This window comes from Geodermatophilus siccatus (assembly GCF_900103785.1).
In the GTDB taxonomy this organism is placed as follows: domain Bacteria; phylum Actinomycetota; class Actinomycetes; order Mycobacteriales; family Geodermatophilaceae; genus Geodermatophilus; species Geodermatophilus siccatus.
Map to the genome: position 1 here is coordinate 163,377 of NZ_FNHE01000006.1, position 16,166 is coordinate 179,542.

Here is a 16,166-nt window from a genome sequence, read left to right on the forward strand (position 1 = left end):
GGGCGCCGCTCCTCGCGGCCACGAACACCGTCACCTCACCACGCTCCAGATCGTCACGGGCATGGCGGGCCTCCAGCCGGTGTAGCCGCCGACCGGTGCCGCGTGCGCGACCGACAGCCGGGTCAGCTCGCCGCCGACCCGCGACCGCCACGCGGCCAGCACCGCCTCGCCCTCGACGGTCACCGCGTTGGCCACCAGCCGGCCGCCCGGGCGCAGCGCGGCCCAGCAGGTCTCCAGCAGCCCCTCGCCGGTGAGCCCGCCGCCGACGAACACCGCGTCCGGCCCGGGCAGCCCGTCGAGCGCGGCCGGCGCGCGGCCCTCGACCACCTGCAGCCCGGGGACGCCGAGCCGCACGGCGTTCTCTCCGACCCGCCGGGCGCGAGCGGCGTCGGACTCCACCGCGACCGCCCGGCACGAGGGGTGCACCCGCATCCACTCGATGCCGATGGAGCCCGCGCCGGCGCCGACGTCCCACAGCAGCCGGCCGGGCAGCGGCGCGAGCCGGGCGAGGGTGACCGCGCGGACGTCGCGCTTGGTCAGCTGGCCGTCGTGCGCGTACGCGTCGTCGGGGAGGCCCGGCACGGGGGGCAGCGGCACGGTGCCGGGGTCGGCGACCACCTCGACGGCGGTGACGACGAGCGGGTCGGTCTCCGGGTACGGCCACTGCGCGGCGGTGCCGGCGGACCGCCGCTCGGTCGGCCCGCCCAGCTGCGCCAGCGCGACCACCCGGCTGGCGCCGTAGCCGTGCGCGGTCAGGAGCCGGGCGACCGCCGCGGGGGTGCCGCCGTCCGAGCCGAGGACCAGCAGCCGCCGGCCGGGGGTGGCGTGCGGCACGACCAGCTCGACCGGCCGGCCGACCACGGTCACGACCTGCGTCTCCTCGACCGCCCAGCCCAGCCGGGCGCAGGCCAGCGTGACCGACGACGGGTGCGGGAGCACCTCGACCGCGCCCGCGCCGTGCAGCCGGACCAGCGAGGTGCCGACGCCGGAGAGCATCGGGTCGCCGCTGGCCAGCACCACGACCCGCCGGCCCGGGTGCTCGTCGAGCAGCCCGGCCAGGGCCGGGGCCATCGGCGAGGGCCAGGGCACCCGCTCGGCGGGGACGCCGTCCGGCACGAGGGCCAGCTGGCGGGCGCTGCCGCGCAGCACGTCGGCGTCCTCGACCGCCCGGCGGGCCCGCGGCGAGAGGCCGTCCCAGCCGTCGGCACCGATGCCGACGACGACCACCTCCGTCACGCTCTCCCCCCGGCGCGACTCCGCGCTCGCTGCGCTCCTCGCTCGCTGTCGGCTCGGGCGCTCGCTGCGATGCTCGCTCGCTGTCGTCACGCCGGCAGTCCCCCCGCCGGGCCCGCGGCCTCCGCCAGCAGCCGCTCCCGCAGGTCCGCCGGCAGCCGGTCGACGTAGACGGTCCCGTCGAGGTGGTCGACCTCGTGCTGCAGGCAGCGGGCGGCCATCCCGGTCGCCTCGATCGACACCGGCACGCCGTCGGCGTCGACGCCGTCCACCCGGGCACGGAAGGCCCGCGACAGCTCGGCGTAGGGGCCGGGCACCGACAGGCAGCCCTCCTCGGTGACCTCCTCGGCCGGCTCACCCTCCTGCGGCTCCAGGACCGTCAGCTCCGGGTTCACCACGTAACCGACGACGTCCTCGCCACCGGCGTCCGGGCAGTCGATGACGAAGACGCGCGCGTCGACGCCGATCTGGTTGGCCGCCAGGCCCACGCCGTCGGCGGCTTCCATCGAGGCGAACATGTCGAGGACCAGCCGGCGGAGGTCCTTGCCGAACTCGGTCACCGGCGCGCACGGCCGGTGCAGGACCGGGTTGCTGCCGTAGGTGACGATCGGCCGGGCGACGCCGCTGTAACGGCCGGGCAGGCGCATGACCGTGGATCCTAGGGACGGCGCCGGTCGGCCCGATGGGCCCAGGATGGACCCCGTGTTCCCGCGCGACCTGCCCACCGCCGCGGGGCTGGCCCTCGGCGCCGCCGCCGACCTGCTGCTGGCCGATCCGCGCCAGTGGCACCCGGTGGCCGGGTTCGGCCGGGTGGCCGCGGCCCTGGAGCGCCCGCTCTGGCGGGACTCCCGCGCGGCCGGGGCGGCGTACGCCGGCCTGCTGACCGGCGCGGCGACCGGTCTGGGCGTCCTCCTCGACCGGGCCACCCGCGGCCGGCCCGCCGTCCGCACGCTGGTCACCGCGGCCGCCACCTGGGCGGTGCTGGGCGGCACCTCCCTGGGCCGGGCCGGGACGGCGATGGCGCGCACGCTCGATGCCGGGGACCTGCCCGCCGCCCGCGCCCTGCTGCCCACCCTGGCCGGCCGGGACCCCGCCGCGCTCGACGCCCCGGAGCTGGCCCGCGCCACGGTCGAGTCGGTCGCCGAGAACACCTCCGACGCCGCCGTCGCCCCGCTGGTGTGGGGCGCGCTCGCCGGGCTGCCCGGCCTGCTGGGGTACCGCGCGGTCAACACCCTCGACGCGATGGTGGGGCACCGCTCGCCGCGGTACGCCCGCTTCGGCTGGGCGGCCGCGCGCACCGACGACGTCGCCAACTGGCCCCCCGCGCGGCTGACCGCCGCGCTCACCGTGGCGACCGCGCCGCTGGCCGGCGGCTCGCCCCGCGGCGCGTGGACGGTGTGGCGCCGCGACGGCGCGGCCCACCCCTCGCCGAACGCCGGCCGGTGCGAGGCGGCGCTGGCCGGTGCCCTGGGCCTGCGGCTGGGCGGCCGCAACGTCTACGGCAGCCGGGTGGAGGACCGTCCCGCGCTCGGCGACGGCCGGACGCCCGCGGCCTCCGACGTCCCGCGCGCCGTGCGGCTCTCCCGCGCGGTGTGGACCGCGGCTGCCGCGCTCGCCGCCGCGGCCCGGACGCTGCCCCGCCGCTGACGGAGCGACAGGAGGCGACCGCGCTGTGCAACCTCCACGGCACGGCGCACGGGGACACGCGGGGTCGCGCAGCGGACCGGTACCGACGGACGGGCGTGTCGCTCCCGGAGGTCGTACCGTCCGGTGACACGGAGCGGCCGGTGACCCCACGGCACCGGCGCAACGCGGAGGTCGAACCCACGGCCGGCGGCGCTCCGGCCGGGCCTGGGCCCGGTGGCACTCCAGTGGAGTCGACATGACAGCGACCCCTTCCCCCCTCCTGGCCCTCGGCACCGCGTCCCCCACCCGTCCGGCCGCGCAGCCGGCACGCACCCTCTCCGCCCCACGGCGGCTGGCCGGCCGGTACCGCTACGACCGGCGCGCCGGCACGTGGACCTGGTCCCCGGAGATGGCCGCGCTGCTCAACCTCGCCCGCAACGCCGCGCGCCCGTGCACCGAGCTGCTGGTCCACTCGCTGCACCCCGGTGACCGCCCCCGGGCCCTCGACGCCATCGCCGCCGCCTGCACCACCGGTACGCCCTTCGTCCTGCGGGTGCGGCTGGGCAGCCGGGGCGGGGTGGAGCGCCCCGCCCTCCTCGTCGGCGAACCGGTCGTCGACCCGGCCGGGGCGGTGGACGCGCTCGAGGGCGTGCTGGTCGAGGTCCCCCCGGAGCCGCGCCCACCGGCGTCCCGGTCGGGCGCGGCCGGGACCGAGGACGACCGGGTGCAGGCCCTGGAGACCGAGGTCACCCAGCTGCGCACCGCCATGAGCAGCCGGGCGGCGATCGAGCAGGCCAAGGGCATCCTCATGCTGCTCACCAGCTGCGGCGAGCAGGTGGCCTTCGACCTGCTCGCCCACATCTCCAGCAACTCCCACCGCAAGGTGCGCGACGTCGCGGTGGCCATCGTCGAGTCCGCCGCCGGGCACGCCGGGCTGCCCGAGGACATCCAGGTCCTCATCCGGGACGTCTGCCCGCCCCGGCCGCACCACTAGGGCGCCCCGTGCGCCCCCGGGAGACCACCCTCCCGGGGGCGCACGGGATGATGCCGCTGACGCCGGTGCTCGCCGGCGGTCCCCGAGCCGAGAGGGGAACGCGGCGTGCTCTACCTGGTCGTCCGGTTCCTGCTGCGCCCGTTGTTCCACGTCGTGCTGCGCATGCACGTGACGGGGCGGGAGAACGTGCCGGCCACCGGCCCGGTGATCCTGGCCAGCAACCACCTGTCGTTCATCGACAGCATGGTGATCCCCCTGTCGGCGCCGCGCCGCGTGCACTACCTGGCCAAGGCGGAGTACTTCACCGGCACGGGCGTCGGCGGGTGGCTGACCCGCACGCTGTTCACCGCGCTCGGCGCCATGCCGGTGCAGCGGCAGGAGTCGCGGGCTGCGCAGGAGGCGCTGGACACCGCGCTGGGCGTGCTGCGCCGTGGTGAGGGCTTCGGCATCTACCCGGAGGGCACCCGCTCGCGCGACGGCCGGCTGGCCCGCGGCAAGACCGGCGTCGCCTGGCTGGCGCTGACCGCCGACTGCCCCGTCGTCCCCGTGGCCGTGCGCGGCACGGACCGGGTGCAGCCGGTCGACTCCCGCTGGCCGCGGCCGCACAAGGTGTCGGTCACCTTCGGCGAACCGCTGACGTTCCCCGAGCAGCGCGGGATGGCCCGCAACGGCCGGGCCCGCCGCGTGGTGACCGACCGGATCATGGAGGCCATCGCCGAGCTCTCCGGCCAGGAGAAGGCCGACTGGGGGCGGCCGCGGGCATGAGCGGCACCGTTGCGCGGCGCCCGGCCTCCGGCGGCGCCCTGCTCGTCGCCGGGACGACGTCGGACGCCGGCAAGTCGCTGGTGACCGCCGGCATCTGCCGCTGGCTGGTGCGCCAGGGGGTGTCGGTCGCCCCGTTCAAGGCGCAGAACATGAGCAACAACTCGATGGTCACCCCCGACGGCGCGGAGATCGGCCGGGCCCAGGTGATGCAGGCCGCCGCGGCCCGCGTCGAGCCCGAGGCGGCGATGAACCCGGTGCTGCTCAAGCCCGGGGGCGAGGACTCCAGCCAGGTCGTCGTCCTCGGCCGGGCCGTGGCCGACGTGACCGCGCTGTCCTACCGGCCGATGAAGGCCGCGCTGCTGGAGCAGGTGCTGGCCAGCCTCGAGGGCCTGCGCGCGCGGTTCGACGTCGTCGTCTGCGAGGGCGCCGGCTCCCCCACCGAGATCAACCTGCGCGCCGACGACATCGCCAACATGGGGCTGGCCACCGCCGCCGGGCTGCCCGTGGTCGTCGTCGGCGACATCGACCGGGGCGGGGTCTTCCCGGCGCTCTACGGCACGGTCGCGCTCATGCCGCCGGCCGACCAGCGGCTGGTCGCCGGTTTCCTGGTGAACAAGTTCCGCGGCGACGTCCGCCTGCTCGCGCCCGGGCTGGACCGGCTCACCGCGCTCACCGGCCGCCCGACCCTCGGCGTGCTGCCCTGGCTGGCCGGCGCGGCGGTGGACGTGGAGGACTCCCTCGGCGTCCCGACCGGCGTCTCCTCCGCCGGCCCGCCGCACGGCGAGGAGGTGCTGCGGGTCGCCGTCGCCCGGCTGCCGCGGCTGTCCAACTTCACCGACCTCGACGCGCTGGCCGCCGAGCCGGGGGTGCTGGTCCGCTACGCGACCACCCCCGAGGAGCTGGCCGACGCCGACCTCGTCGTGCTGCCCGGCACCCGCGCCACCGTCGCCGACCTGGGCTGGCTGCGCGCCACCGGCCTGGCCGACGCCGTCGTCCGGCACGCCGCCTCTGGCCGGGCGGTGCTCGGCGTCTGCGGCGGGCACCAGATGCTGGCCCGGACGATCACCGACGACGTCGAGTCCCGGGCCGGCACGGTGCCCGGGCTCGGGCTGCTGCCGGCCGACGTCCGCTTCGCGCCGGAGAAGACCCTCGGCCGGCCGGTGGGGACGGCGCTGGGGCAGCCGGTGCGCGGTTACGAGATCCACCACGGGGTGGTGACCGTGGACTGGCTCTCCTCCGACCTGCCTGCCGAGCCCTTCCTCGACGGCGCCCGGGCCGGGTCGGTCTTCGGCACCACCTGGCACGGGGCCCTGGAGGGCGACGGCTTCCGGCGCGCGTTCCTCGCCGAGGTCGCCCGGGTGGCCGGACGGCGGTTCGTGGCCGCGCCGGACACCGAGTTCGCGGCCGTCCGCGAGCGGCGGCTGGACGCCCTGGGCGACCTGGTCGCCGAGCACGCCGACACCGACGCGCTCTGGCGGCTGCTCGAGGACGGCGTCCCCGACGGCCTGCCGGTGCTCCCGCCCGGGGACGCGCTCCGCCCCCGCTGAGCCCGGCCGACGAGGGTGCGGGAGGCGGTTGACCCGTCTCCCCCGCCGGATGGAGACTCCCCTCCTCGCGGAGGGAGCCCGGCGATGTCGTGGGACCTCGGGGGGTGCTACGCCGAGACCTGCTCGTGCGAGCTCATGTGCCCGTGCGACCTCTCCTCCGGCCACGGTGCGACCTACGACTGGGGCAGGACCGGTGTCTCGACCGCCGAGTTCCCCTGGGCCGCCTGACGCGTCGCGCGCCCGGGCGCGGGGACGCACGCGTGCCGGGGACCTCCGGCCCGCTCTCGCCGCAGTGCGGGTCCGGCTGGGACTGGTCCTCCTCCTGTTCGCCCTCGCCGCCGTCGGCTGGTGGTGGAGCGCCGACCGGATGCGCGGCATGGACGAGGGACCGTGGACCGGCCTCGGCGCGCTGGGCTGGTTCCTCGGCGTCTGGGTCGTGATGATGGCCGCGATGATGTTCCCGTCGGTCGCACCGACGGTCGCCCTGTACTCCCGCATGACCAGGAAGCGCGCTCCGCTGCTGCCCCTGCTGTTCGCGGCGGGCTACCTGCTCGTGTGGACCGGCGCGGGCGTGGTCGCGTACCTGATCGGGTCCGCCGTGGCCCGGGTCTCCGGGGACGTGCTCGCGTGGGACCGGGCAGGCCGGTGGGTCGCGGGCGTGACGCTCCTGGTCGCGGCCGTCTACGAGCTGACCCCGCTCAAGGACGTCTGCCTCGGCAGGTGCCGCAGCCCGCTGGGCTTCCTGCTCGGTTCCTGGCGGGACGGCCCGTCGGGCGCGGTGTCGATGGGCGTGAGGCACGGTGCCTGGTGCGTCGGCTGCTGCTGGGCGCTGATGGCGTCGCTGTTCGCGCTGGGCGTCATGAGCGTCGCCTGGATGGCCTTGGTCGCCGGTCTGATCGCCGTCGAGAAGACCGTCCCGTGGCGCCGGGTGGCCACCTACGGGACGGCGGCACTGCTGCTCACCCTCGGCGTGCTCCTGCTCGCCGCGCCCGGCGCCGTCCCGGGCCTCACCGTCCCGGACAGCGGTCCGATGGACGGGATGGAGCCGATGGGCTCCTGACCGGTCCCCCCTCCTCGGCCGTGCTCAGCCCTCGGCGAGCCGGGCCCGCACGTCGTCCGGCCAGGGCGTCGAGCGCCCGTCGGCGATGGCCACGTAGGTGTTGCGGACGACGCAGCAGACCCGCTCCCCGACGCGGACGGTGAACCGGACCGTCACGCTGGTGCGGCCGACCGCCTCCGTCTCGGCGTCCACCGTGACGGTGTCGCCCCACCGGGCCGATGACGTCCACTCCAGGGAGCTGGCCTTGACCAGCGGGTCGATGCCGCGGGCGACCAGGTCCTCCCAGGGCAGGCCGCGCGCCGTCCACCAGTGGTTGGAGGCCTCGTCGGCCCAGGTCAGGTAGTGGGCGTTGAAGACGACGCCCTGCTGGTCGCACTCGACGTACCGGACCGGGGAACTCCACTGTGCGGGCACGGAGGGGCACGCTAGCCGGGCTACCGTGCACCCGTGGACACCGCTCCCGACGTCCTGGCGGGGTATCGACCGCCCTCCCAGCTGGTGCAGGACAAGGTCGTCGACCACCTGGACCGGCACTGCCGGGCCTTCATCGCCCTCTCGCCGTTCGCCACGCTGGCCACGGCTGCTCCCGACGGCTGGCCGGACGTCTCCCCGCGGGGCGGTGACCCGGGGTTCGCGAGGGTCCTCGACGAGCGGACCCTCGCCCTCCCGGACCGGCAGGGCAACAACCGGGTGGACAGCCTCCGCAACACCGTGGGCAACCCGCGCGCCGCCCTGCTGTTCTTCGTGCCCGGCTTCGAGGAGACCCTCAAGGTCTTCGGGACGACGACCCTCGTCGGACAGGCCGACCTCGGCGTGGACCTGACCGAGTTCGGCCGCCCGCCTCGGTCGGTGCTCGTGCTGACCGTCGAGCGGGCGTACTTCCAGTGCGGCAAGGCGGTCATGCGCTCGGGGCTGTGGGACGCCGACCGGCAGGTCGAGCGCTCGACCTTCCCGTCGCTGGGCGAGGTGCTGCGCGACCACTGCGGGCTGAGCACGCCGCTGCCCGGACAGGAGGAGATGCGCGCCGAGCTGGCGCAGGAGCTCTGACCGTGTCGGTGGCCCGCCCTATCGTCCGCGCATGGCCACCGACGTCCAGATCGTGATCGACTGCGCCGACCCGCACGGGTTGGCCGACTGGTGGGCCGAGGTCCTCGGGTGGCGGGTCGAACCGCAGGACGAGGCGTTCATCCGCCGCGTGGTCGCGTCGGGGGCGGCGACCGAGGCGGACACCACCACGCACCGCGGCGCGCTGGTCTGGCGCTCGGGTGCGGCGCTGAACTCGCCCGACCCCGGCCGGCCGCGGGTGCTCTTCCAGCAGGTCCCCGAGGCCAAGACGGTCAAGAACCGCGTGCACCTGGACGTGCACGTGGGCGCGGATCGGCGGGAGGACGAGGTCGCCCGCCTGCTGGCGCTCGGGGCGACCGAGCTGTACCGGGCCTCGCAGGGCCCGTTCGAGTGGGCCACCCTGGCCGACCCCGAGGGCAACGAGTTCTGCGTCGCGTAGCGCACGGGGCCTGCCCGCGACGGGGCCGGCGAGCGTCACCCCGGGGGGAAGATCCGCACGGTGCCGAACTGGCCGTCGTAGCCGGGCTCGACGTCCACCTCGCCGGCGCGCACCCGGCCGATCCCCTCGGCCACGCGCGCCCCGGCGGAGGCCTCGACGTCGGCGAGGGGTGCCTCGGTGAGCACCGACAGCTCGTCGCCGAGGGCCTCGAGCAGCCGGGCGCGCGCCGCGGTCACCCGCTTGGCGGCCGGCCGGACGCCCAGAGCCGCGGCCAGCACCTCGTCCAGCGGCACCAGCGACCGGAACCCCGGCGCCCCGTCCGGCCGCGCACCGACCGGGCGGTCGGCGAGCTCCTCGACGCGCGACAGGACCCCGACCGTGACCGGCTTGCCGCACACGGGACAGCGCCCACCGGCGGCTGCCCGCTGCGCCGGTGTCATCCGGACGCCGTGCTCGCGGTGGCCGTCGAGGTGGTACTTGCCCTCGGCCGGGTGGAACTCGACGGTGTCGGCCAGCCGGGTCACCGCGGCCGCGCGTTCCCCGGCGCGGTCGGGGGCGCCGGTGCGGAAGGCCTCGCGGATGCCGGGGTAGGACAGCTCCCCCTCCAGGCGAGTGGCCTCGCGGGCGATCGTGCGTGGCCCGTGGGCGTCGGAGCTGGACAGCAGCGCCACGGCATCCAGGGAGCTCACCCGCCAGCACATGGCCGGATCGGCGGACAGGCCCGTCTCGGCCGCGAGGACCTGCGGGGTCAGGTCCCCGAAGCACTCGGCGAGGGAGTCGAAGCCGGACCTCGACCCCAGCGCGCCGAACCACGGCGTCCACACGTGGGCGGGCACGACGAGGGCGGTCGGCTCCACCGCGAGGACCAGCTCGGCGACGGCCTCCGCGCTCAGCTGCAGCGTCGGGCGCCCGTCGACGCCGAGGTCGGCACCTCGCTGCGCCAGCGCGCCGTTGACAGCGGCCGCGGCCTGCAGGCTCGGCAGCACCACGAGGACGTGGATCCGTCGCGCCCGACCTGCCTGGCGGTAGACGCAGGAGACCTCGACGCTCAGGAGGAACCGGGTGGCGGCGTCCCGGGCGGCCTCGTGGCGGACGTACAGGCCCTCCTCCGCGGCCGGCACGAGCTGGGTGCTCAGCTCCTCGAACCACGCCGGGTGGGTGAAGTCGCCGGTGCCCATGACGTGCACGCCCTTCTCCCGCGCGGTCGCGTCGAGCACCGGCAGCGTGAGGTTCCGGGACGTCGCGTAGGCGAAGCGGGAGTGCACGTGCAGGTCGGCGTAGTAGACCGGCGGGGACGACGGGGCCACGCGGTCCACCTACCCCGTTCCGCCGCGGGCCCTCCCTCAGCCGACGCGCAGGTCGCGGGCGAGCCTCCGGTAGGCGACGGCGCGTTCGGCGAGCGCCCGCCGGCGCCCGTGCCGGCTGCGGCGGTCGGTGCCCAGGTAGCGGGCGTCCTCCACGAGCTGGAAGGCGGCGAGCACGCTCGCCTTCACCTCGCGCCCCCGTGGCTGGGCAGGGGGAATCGGCTCGGCCGAGGTCATGGCGACCCCCTCTCCCGGGGACGCCTCTGCACAGCCCCCGTGCGCACATGGTGCCCTGACCTCGGCAGTTCCAACCGTGCTCGTGTCCGATCGACACCTGTGTGTCACACGGGACACCCCGCACGCACCACCCGTCCCACCCGTGTCACCCGTACCGTGCCCGGCATGGCCGGACCCTCTCTGCCCCGGGTGCTCAGGTCGCTGCTGCGCGCAGTGCTGCGGCCCGCCCCTCCCGCCCCTCCCTCGCCGGCCGGCCCTCGACGGGAGGCGCCGGCCGGGCGGAGCGTGCGCGACCTCCCCGGCGGGCTCGACGGCGTCGAGCTCGTCCACCGCCCGGAGGACGACGGCGAGCCGGACCCCGGCGAGGTCGTCTGGGCGTGGGTGCCCTACGACGAGGGCGACGGCCGCGGCAAGGACCGTCCGGTGCTCGTCGTCGGCCGCCGCGGCGCGGACCTGGTCGGGCTCGTGCTCTCCAGCCAGGACCACGACCGGGACGCCGCCGACGAGGCCCGGTACGGCCGCACGTGGATGGACGTCGGCCGCGGCGGCTGGGACCCGCGCGGGCGGCCCAGCGAGGTGCGCCTGGACCGCCTGCTGCTCCTGCCGCCCGGCTCGGCCCGCCGGGAGGGCGCGGCGATCGGGCGCGCGGTCTTCGACGACGTGGTCGCAGCCCTGCGCCGCGTGCAGGGCGGGTGACCCGTCAGGTGGCGCCGGCCGGCGCGAAGCCGGCCAGCAGCTCCTCCAGCGCACGCTGGTCGGGTCCGGTGAACGGGTCCGCGTCCGGCGTCTGCCGCAGCACGTCGAGAAGGGCGTCGGTGCAGCCGATCGCCGGTGGCAGGTGCGTGCTGAACACCGCCGGCGGCGCCATGGCCCGCAGCGGTTCGATCGTCCGCTCGAACGCCGTGCGGTCGACGACGTGCACCCACGGGCTGTCGACGGTCGCCCAGAGCAGCTGACCGGCCCCCAGGTCGCCGGCGGGCACGGCCCGCACGTCGTCGGCCACGGCGAGCTCCGCTGTCGGCAGCGGGGCCCCGAAGCAGTCGGAGGTGAAGACCGCGCCGGTCGCCGTCTCCTGGAACCCCGTCGTGCAGGGGCTGTCGAACAGCGGTGGCCGGAAGGCCCGCAGCTCGCGGTCGCCCACGTCGAGCGACTGGCCCGGGTTGAGCAGGTGCACCCGGTCCAGCGGCAGCGGCCGCTCGGTCGAGAGGATGCCCATGCCGAGGAAGGTGGTCACCACCTTCGCCCCGGGAGCGGCCACCAGCAGGTCGAACAGGCCGCCGGTGTGGTCCCGGTCGGGGTGGGTCAGCCAGATCCAGCGGACGTCGGCCGGGTCGACGACGGCGGCGAGGTCCTCGACGAAGCGCCGGTCGGCCAAGCTCAGGCCCGTGTCCACGACCACGGGCTCGGCGGCGTGCAGCACGAAGGCGTTCACCGGCAGGTGCCCGATCCCGGGCACCTCGTGCGGATCAGCCAGGACGGTGACGCCGGGAACGGGACGGGAGACGTGCACGGGGCTCTCCTCCTCGGGGTGTCGGGGACTCAGAACGGGACCTGCTGGGCCAGCAGCCCCTCACCGGTGCCGCGGCCCGAGAGGATGCGGCAGAACTCCACCGCGTCCAGCTCCACCTCGGGGCCGCCCCTGCCCGTCGTCCACGTGCCGCCGGCCGGACCGGTCAGCCGCAGCCGGTGGGGCGACCCGTGCCGCTCCGCCCACTCGGCCACCACGTCGGCGACCAGGACGCCGTCGTGGTCCGCGGTGAGCAGCAGGTCGCGGCCGGTGGCGCGGGCGATGTCGATCCGGTGCATCCAGGTGTCGCGGGTCAGGACCACGTCGAAGAGGTAGGCGAAGGCCCAGCGCTCGGTCCGGTCGCCGACGACCTGCTCCTCGGGCAGCGTCACCCGTCCGATCGCGCGGGACAGGCGCCGCCGGCCGCGGACCGCCCGCGGGACGACGGAGGCGAACCGGTCCACGAGCTCCTCCGGGGACAACCGCGCCTCCCGGTGCACCTGGTGGGCGGTCAGGACGTCGATGCCGCCGCCGGCCCGCGTGGTGGCCACGTTCTGCGCGACGAACTGACGCACCGTGGCGACCATCTCGGCCATGCCCAGCACGTGGCCGGCCATGGCGCGGACGTCCCAGGCGGTGCAGTCGGTCGGCCGGCGCCACTCCTCGGGCCCGAGGGCCCGCAGCTGCACGGCGAAGCGGTCGTACTCGGTGGCGGCCAGCCGGAGTGCGGTGTCCCGGTCGATCCGGGGCCGGCGGGCGGCGGTGCGGGCGGCGCTGCGGTCGGTGGTCGGTGCGGTCATGACGGTGCCTCTCGGCGGGTGGGTGGGATCAGCCGGGCGGGACCGCCCGGAGGTCGGGGACGGCCCGGCCGCCGTGGTGGGCGAGCCACATCGCCACCACGTCGGGCAGGGTCGAGGTGAAGGTGCCGGTCTCGAACGGCTCACCGGGCGCGTTCGCCAGCTGCTGCGTGATCACGCCGTTCACCACCACCGTGAGGGTCCGGAACGCGCGGTCGAGGTCGACGTCGGGCGGGAGGAGGCCGCGGTCGCGCAGCTGCCCCAGGAACTGGCGGCTGTACTGGGCCATCTCGACGGCCGGCGCGTAGCCCCGCGCCGTCGGGACGAAGCCCGGCACGGGGCGCCAGAACATCAGCGGGGTGTAGGCCGGGTGCTCGACGGCCCACCGCACGAAGGCCACCTCGTGGGCGAGCAGGTCCGCGGCCGCGCTCGGGCGCGGACCCCCGGCGTGGGCCGAGCGCACGGCGGCGAGCAGCTCGCGCCACCCCCGCTCGAACAGCGCGTCGTACAGGGCGTTCTTGCCGTCGAAGTAGACGTAGAGCGACGGGGGCCGGATGCCCATGCGCCGGGCCACCTCGCCGAGCGTCAGCCCGGCGACACCCTGCTCGGCCATGACCTCGACGGCGACGGCGAGCACCTGCTCGATCGTCTCCTGGCGGCGTCGCTGCCGGCGGTCCGGTGCCGTGGTCCGCGTCACACCCGCAATGGTTTCCTAACACCATTAGGAAGTCAATACGGCCGTAGGCGGCGCGGCCTCCGAGCCGACCGCCCAGGTCCCGGCGGGGTGCGGGCCGCACCGTGCAGCCGGCGCTCGGCGACGGCGATGGGCACCTGACCGATCAGCGCGGGCAGCACCCACCACACCGGGTCCCCCGGGAGGCCACCAGCAGCCCGGTCACCAGCGCGATGTACGAGCCTCCGGGCAGGTGCGGCTGCACGGTCCGCCGGCGGGCCAGCCCTGCCGGCCGGCCCCCGCACCCGCGCCCCCGCCAGGCGGGCGACGAGCCACACCGGTGCGAGCAGCACCCCCGCCGTCCCGGCGGTCACGTGGAGCAGGAGCAGCGGGTCCCCGGCCACGTCCCGACGGTGTCAGCAGGCCCCCTGCAGGGCCCCGCCGCGAGCCTGCGAGCGTCGGGGGGCAGGGGGTCCTTCGTCAATCGGCGACGGACTCGTCGCGGACCTGGTCGCGGACCGCCTGCCGCGGGCGCAGGTGGTAGACCCCGGCCTGCGGGCCCAGCGGGGTCAGGTCGTAGCGGTGCACGACCTTGGGGCCGCCGTGCAGGTGCACGTGCGTGATGGTGGGCAGGGGCTCCCCGTGCCGCGCCTCGCGGATCTCCACCCGCCCGTCGAGCGGGCCACCGACGAACAGCAGCACCGCGTCCTGCGTGCCGGCGTCCGCGCCGGTCTGGTCCTCGGACAGCTCCCTCACCTCCTCCGACACCCGGTCGAGGGTAGGCGCGCTCGGCGCCCGCGGCACCGGACCGGCGGTCTCGGTCACTCCCCGGTGTGCCGCAGCCAGCGCGCCAGCAGCGGCGCCGAGAGCAGCATCACGAACAGCCGCAGCACCTGGACGGCCAGCACGAAGGTGGCGTCGGCGCCGCCGTCCTGGGCGGTGGCCAGCACGGCGTAGAGCCCGCCGGGGGTGGTGGCGAGGTAGGCGTCCAGCGCGCTGGCCCCGGTGGTGGCGGCGAGCACCGCGCCCAGCCCGGCGCAGGCGGCCACCAGGCCGAGGATCACCGCGAGCGCGAGCGGCAGGGCCCGGCCGACGGTGCGCAGGCCGTCCCGGTCGAAGTTGAGCCCGACCACGAGCCCGATGACCAGGAAGGCGGCGGTCTCCAGCGGTGCCGGGACGTCCGCGCCGCCCGAGAGCCCGCCGAGGTCGAGCCCGGCGGCGACCAGCATCGGCCCCAGCAGCGTCGGGACGGGGATCCGCAGCAGCCGGGCCAGCGGCGCACCGGCTGCCAGGCAGACCGCGGCGAACAGCAGCCCCGCCGGCCACCCGGGCCCGGCGTCGGCCACCGTCGGCCCCCCGGAGCCGGGCTCCGCGCCGAACAGGGCGGCCGCCGCGACCGGCATGAGGACGACGATGAGCAGCACCCGCAGGTACTGCAGGACGGCGACCATCCGGTCGTCGGCGCCCAGCTCGCGGGCCATCGCCGTGATGCCCGACGCGCCCCCGGCGACCATGGCGAACGCCCCGGTCACCGGGCTGACGCCGGGCTGCAGGCGCATGAGCAGCCCCGCCAGCACGCTGAGCAGCAGGGTGCCGACGGTGACCAGCAGGACCGGCAGCCAGTCGCGGGTGATCGCCCCGAGGGTGTCCAGGTCGACGAGCGCACCGATCGAGACGCCGATCAGTCCCTGGGCCGCCGTGGTGGCGGGCCGCGGGACGGCGAGCCCGCGGCGTCCGGCCAGGCCGCGGACGAGCCCGGCCACCAGGCCGCCGAACAGCGACGGCGAGGGCAGGTCGAGGACGTCGAGGGCCAGCGTGACGGCGAGGGCGGCGGCGACCACGAGCGCCAGGTCGACCGCCCGCGCCCTCCACCCCCGCTCCGCCACGGCGCCAGTCTCCCGGCACGGCCGACCCGTCCCGGGCCGGCTCCCGCCCTCCTTCAGCCGCCGGTGATGCGGCGCAGCTCGGCGACGTGCGCGTCGAACGCGGCCCGGCCCTCCTTCGTCAACGCCAGGCTGGTGCGCAGCCGGGAGGCGCGGGTGGCCTTGTGCACCCGCACGTAGCCGGCCTCCTCGAGCTGCTTGACGTGCTTGGACAGCACCGAGTCGCTGACCCCGACGGTGTCGCGGACCGCGGCGAAGTCCATCGTGTCGACGGCGGCGAGCAGGCCGCAGACCTGCAGCCGGGGCGGCGGGTGGATGACCGCGTCGAACCGCGGCGCGACCGCCGTCACAACCCCTCGCGCAGCTCGGCGACGTAGATGCGGGTCCACCTGCGGCTGACCAGAGCCACCGCGACCCCCAGCACGGCACCCGCGACGACCATCGCGCCGCGCCAGCGCTCCTCGGCGGCGAAGCCGGTCCCCAGCACCGCGAGGACGACGACGACCCAGACGACGATCGCCCGTCGCGTCGGACCCTGCCGGAACCCGTGCACCCAGAACCCGGTGAGCCGGCGGTACAGCGCCACCATCCCGCGCAGGCACAGGAGGAAGACGGCGACCGCGGCGAGGGTGACCCAGGTGCTGTGCAGGGAGTAGGAGCTGACGAACCCGAAGAGCAGCAGGCCGAGCAGCGCGTCGTACCACCACGGCTGCATGGCGCGATCGGCCAGCGCGGCGCGCTGCGACCGCAGGACGGCCAGCTCGGCGCCCGCGCGGGAGGGGTCGTACACCTCATCACTTTCCACGACGGAAAGAGTGCCGGCCGCTTTCCACCCCGTCAAGAGAGCAGGCCGGGGTGTCATCCGGCGGGGCGGTCGTGGTCTGATGACGCGGCCACAGCGACGGCAGTGGAGGAAGCCCGGTGGAACTCCGGCGCGGTCCCGCCACTGTGACCCGGCAGCCGCCGGGGAGTCAGGAACTCCCGTCGTCGCCTCCTGCCACCTCCGGGCGTGGACACCCGGGGAGAGGACACGTGC

At 76.4% G+C, this 16,166-nt stretch carries 21 protein-coding genes and 1 riboswitch; of the genes, 9 read left to right on the forward strand and 12 right to left on the reverse strand.

The window, feature by feature from the left end; translation table 11 throughout:
- Window positions 1-30: 30 nt before the first annotated feature.
- Both cbiE and def read right to left on the reverse strand, forming a co-directional pair.
- Window positions 31-1,236, reverse strand: a complete 1,206-nt coding sequence (cbiE, locus tag BLS21_RS13040) for a precorrin-6y C5,15-methyltransferase (decarboxylating) subunit CbiE (protein ID WP_091218824.1) — start codon at window positions 1,234-1,236, stop codon at window positions 31-33.
- 86 nt (window positions 1,237-1,322) lie between these two features.
- Window positions 1,323-1,880 (reverse strand): peptide deformylase, encoded by a 558-nt coding sequence (gene def, locus BLS21_RS13045; protein ID WP_091218827.1) that lies wholly within the window; start codon window positions 1,878-1,880, stop codon window positions 1,323-1,325.
- Window positions 1,881-1,935: 55 nt separating this feature from the next.
- Between def and BLS21_RS13050 the strand changes: the two genes are divergently transcribed.
- The 6 genes from BLS21_RS13050 to BLS21_RS13070 all read left to right on the forward strand — a co-directional run bounded on the left by BLS21_RS13050 (window position 1,936) and on the right by BLS21_RS13070 (window position 7,225).
- Entirely contained in the window at window positions 1,936-2,880 is a 945-nt protein-coding gene (locus BLS21_RS13050; RefSeq protein WP_245700382.1) for a cobalamin biosynthesis protein, read from the forward strand.
- A gap of 235 nt (window positions 2,881-3,115) precedes the next feature.
- Window positions 3,116-3,853 carry a PAS and ANTAR domain-containing protein gene (locus BLS21_RS13055; RefSeq protein WP_091218832.1) on the forward strand — a complete coding sequence of 246 codons (738 nt, stop codon included), beginning with the start codon at window positions 3,116-3,118 and terminating at the stop codon, window positions 3,851-3,853.
- 105 nt (window positions 3,854-3,958) lie between these two features.
- Window positions 3,959-4,618, forward strand: coding sequence for a lysophospholipid acyltransferase family protein (locus BLS21_RS13060; RefSeq protein WP_091218834.1), 660 nt, complete (start codon window positions 3,959-3,961; stop codon window positions 4,616-4,618).
- Window positions 4,615-6,165, forward strand: coding sequence for a cobyric acid synthase (locus tag BLS21_RS13065; protein ID WP_091218837.1), 1,551 nt, complete (start codon window positions 4,615-4,617; stop codon window positions 6,163-6,165). The genes BLS21_RS13060 and BLS21_RS13065 overlap by 4 nt, the downstream gene beginning before the upstream one ends.
- An 84-nt stretch (window positions 6,166-6,249) precedes the next feature.
- The gene (locus tag BLS21_RS25580; RefSeq protein WP_217636129.1) at window positions 6,250-6,393 is read left to right on the forward strand and encodes a hypothetical protein; all 144 of its coding nucleotides are present in this window, start codon (window positions 6,250-6,252) and stop codon (window positions 6,391-6,393) included.
- 64 nt (window positions 6,394-6,457) lie between these two features.
- Window positions 6,458-7,225, forward strand: a complete 768-nt coding sequence (locus BLS21_RS13070) for a DUF2182 domain-containing protein (RefSeq protein ID WP_245700384.1) — start codon at window positions 6,458-6,460, stop codon at window positions 7,223-7,225.
- A gap of 24 nt (window positions 7,226-7,249) precedes the next feature.
- Here BLS21_RS13070 and BLS21_RS13075 read toward each other — a convergent pair whose 3' ends face one another.
- Window positions 7,250-7,639: an acyl-CoA thioesterase gene (locus BLS21_RS13075; protein WP_091218843.1), complete on the reverse strand. Its 390-nt coding sequence runs from the start codon at window positions 7,637-7,639 to the stop codon at window positions 7,250-7,252.
- Between the two features lie 33 nt (window positions 7,640-7,672).
- Here BLS21_RS13075 and BLS21_RS13080 point away from each other — a divergent pair, with 33 nt between their 5' ends.
- Window positions 7,673-8,272, forward strand: coding sequence for a pyridoxamine 5'-phosphate oxidase family protein (locus BLS21_RS13080; RefSeq protein ID WP_091218845.1), 600 nt, complete (start codon window positions 7,673-7,675; stop codon window positions 8,270-8,272).
- 31 nt (window positions 8,273-8,303) lie between these two features.
- Entirely contained in the window at window positions 8,304-8,729 is a 426-nt protein-coding gene (locus BLS21_RS13085) for a VOC family protein (RefSeq protein WP_091218847.1), read from the forward strand.
- Window positions 8,730-8,764: 35 nt separating this feature from the next.
- Here BLS21_RS13085 and BLS21_RS13090 read toward each other — a convergent pair whose 3' ends face one another.
- Window positions 8,765-10,036 (reverse strand): endonuclease Q family protein, encoded by a 1,272-nt coding sequence (locus BLS21_RS13090; protein ID WP_091219201.1) that lies wholly within the window; start codon window positions 10,034-10,036, stop codon window positions 8,765-8,767.
- Window positions 10,037-10,072: 36 nt separating this feature from the next.
- Window positions 10,073-10,210, reverse strand: coding sequence for a hypothetical protein (locus BLS21_RS25155; protein ID WP_175479557.1), 138 nt, complete (start codon window positions 10,208-10,210; stop codon window positions 10,073-10,075).
- 225 nt (window positions 10,211-10,435) lie between these two features.
- Between BLS21_RS25155 and BLS21_RS13095 the strand changes: the two genes are divergently transcribed.
- On the forward strand, window positions 10,436-10,966 hold the full coding sequence (locus tag BLS21_RS13095) for a type II toxin-antitoxin system PemK/MazF family toxin (protein ID WP_245700386.1): 531 nt from the start codon (window positions 10,436-10,438) through the stop codon (window positions 10,964-10,966).
- A gap of 4 nt (window positions 10,967-10,970) precedes the next feature.
- On the opposite strand, the gene BLS21_RS13100 is transcribed toward BLS21_RS13095, so the two are convergent.
- From BLS21_RS13100 to BLS21_RS13130, 7 genes are all read right to left on the reverse strand, one after another.
- Window positions 10,971-11,780, reverse strand: a complete 810-nt coding sequence (locus BLS21_RS13100; protein ID WP_091218852.1) for an MBL fold metallo-hydrolase — start codon at window positions 11,778-11,780, stop codon at window positions 10,971-10,973.
- 29 nt (window positions 11,781-11,809) lie between these two features.
- Window positions 11,810-12,577: a maleylpyruvate isomerase family mycothiol-dependent enzyme gene (locus BLS21_RS13105; RefSeq protein ID WP_091218854.1), complete on the reverse strand. Its 768-nt coding sequence runs from the start codon at window positions 12,575-12,577 to the stop codon at window positions 11,810-11,812.
- A gap of 28 nt (window positions 12,578-12,605) precedes the next feature.
- On the reverse strand, window positions 12,606-13,271 hold the full coding sequence (locus BLS21_RS13110) for a TetR/AcrR family transcriptional regulator (protein ID WP_091218857.1): 666 nt from the start codon (window positions 13,269-13,271) through the stop codon (window positions 12,606-12,608).
- Window positions 13,272-13,727: 456 nt separating this feature from the next.
- On the reverse strand, window positions 13,728-14,015 hold the full coding sequence (locus tag BLS21_RS13115) for a hypothetical protein (protein WP_245700388.1): 288 nt from the start codon (window positions 14,013-14,015) through the stop codon (window positions 13,728-13,730).
- 53 nt (window positions 14,016-14,068) lie between these two features.
- Window positions 14,069-15,133: an AbrB family transcriptional regulator gene (locus tag BLS21_RS13120; RefSeq protein WP_091218860.1), complete on the reverse strand. Its 1,065-nt coding sequence runs from the start codon at window positions 15,131-15,133 to the stop codon at window positions 14,069-14,071.
- Between the two features lie 53 nt (window positions 15,134-15,186).
- A complete protein-coding gene (locus BLS21_RS13125; protein WP_091218862.1) occupies window positions 15,187-15,480 on the reverse strand; it encodes a transcriptional regulator in 294 nt (97 codons plus the stop codon).
- The gene (locus BLS21_RS13130; RefSeq protein WP_139177108.1) at window positions 15,477-15,935 is read right to left on the reverse strand and encodes a hypothetical protein; all 459 of its coding nucleotides are present in this window, start codon (window positions 15,933-15,935) and stop codon (window positions 15,477-15,479) included. The genes BLS21_RS13125 and BLS21_RS13130 overlap by 4 nt, the downstream gene beginning before the upstream one ends.
- A 65-nt stretch (window positions 15,936-16,000) precedes the next feature.
- Window positions 16,001-16,131: riboswitch (cobalamin riboswitch) on the forward strand.
- Window positions 16,132-16,166 lie beyond the last annotated feature (35 nt).

Coding starts and splice junctions, on each gene's coding strand:
- def (WP_091218827.1), bottom strand. CDS start 1,880: ATGCGCCTGCCCGGCCGTTACAGCGGCGTCGCCCGGCCGATCGTCACC.
- BLS21_RS13055 (WP_091218832.1), top strand. CDS start 3,116: ATGACAGCGACCCCTTCCCCCCTCCTGGCCCTCGGCACCGCGTCCCCC.
- BLS21_RS13065 (WP_091218837.1), top strand. CDS start 4,615: ATGAGCGGCACCGTTGCGCGGCGCCCGGCCTCCGGCGGCGCCCTGCTC.
- BLS21_RS25580 (WP_217636129.1), top strand. CDS start 6,250: ATGTCGTGGGACCTCGGGGGGTGCTACGCCGAGACCTGCTCGTGCGAG.
- BLS21_RS13085 (WP_091218847.1), top strand. CDS start 8,304: ATGGCCACCGACGTCCAGATCGTGATCGACTGCGCCGACCCGCACGGG.
- BLS21_RS13095 (WP_245700386.1), top strand. CDS start 10,436: ATGGCCGGACCCTCTCTGCCCCGGGTGCTCAGGTCGCTGCTGCGCGCA.
- BLS21_RS13105 (WP_091218854.1), bottom strand. CDS start 12,577: ATGACCGCACCGACCACCGACCGCAGCGCCGCCCGCACCGCCGCCCGC.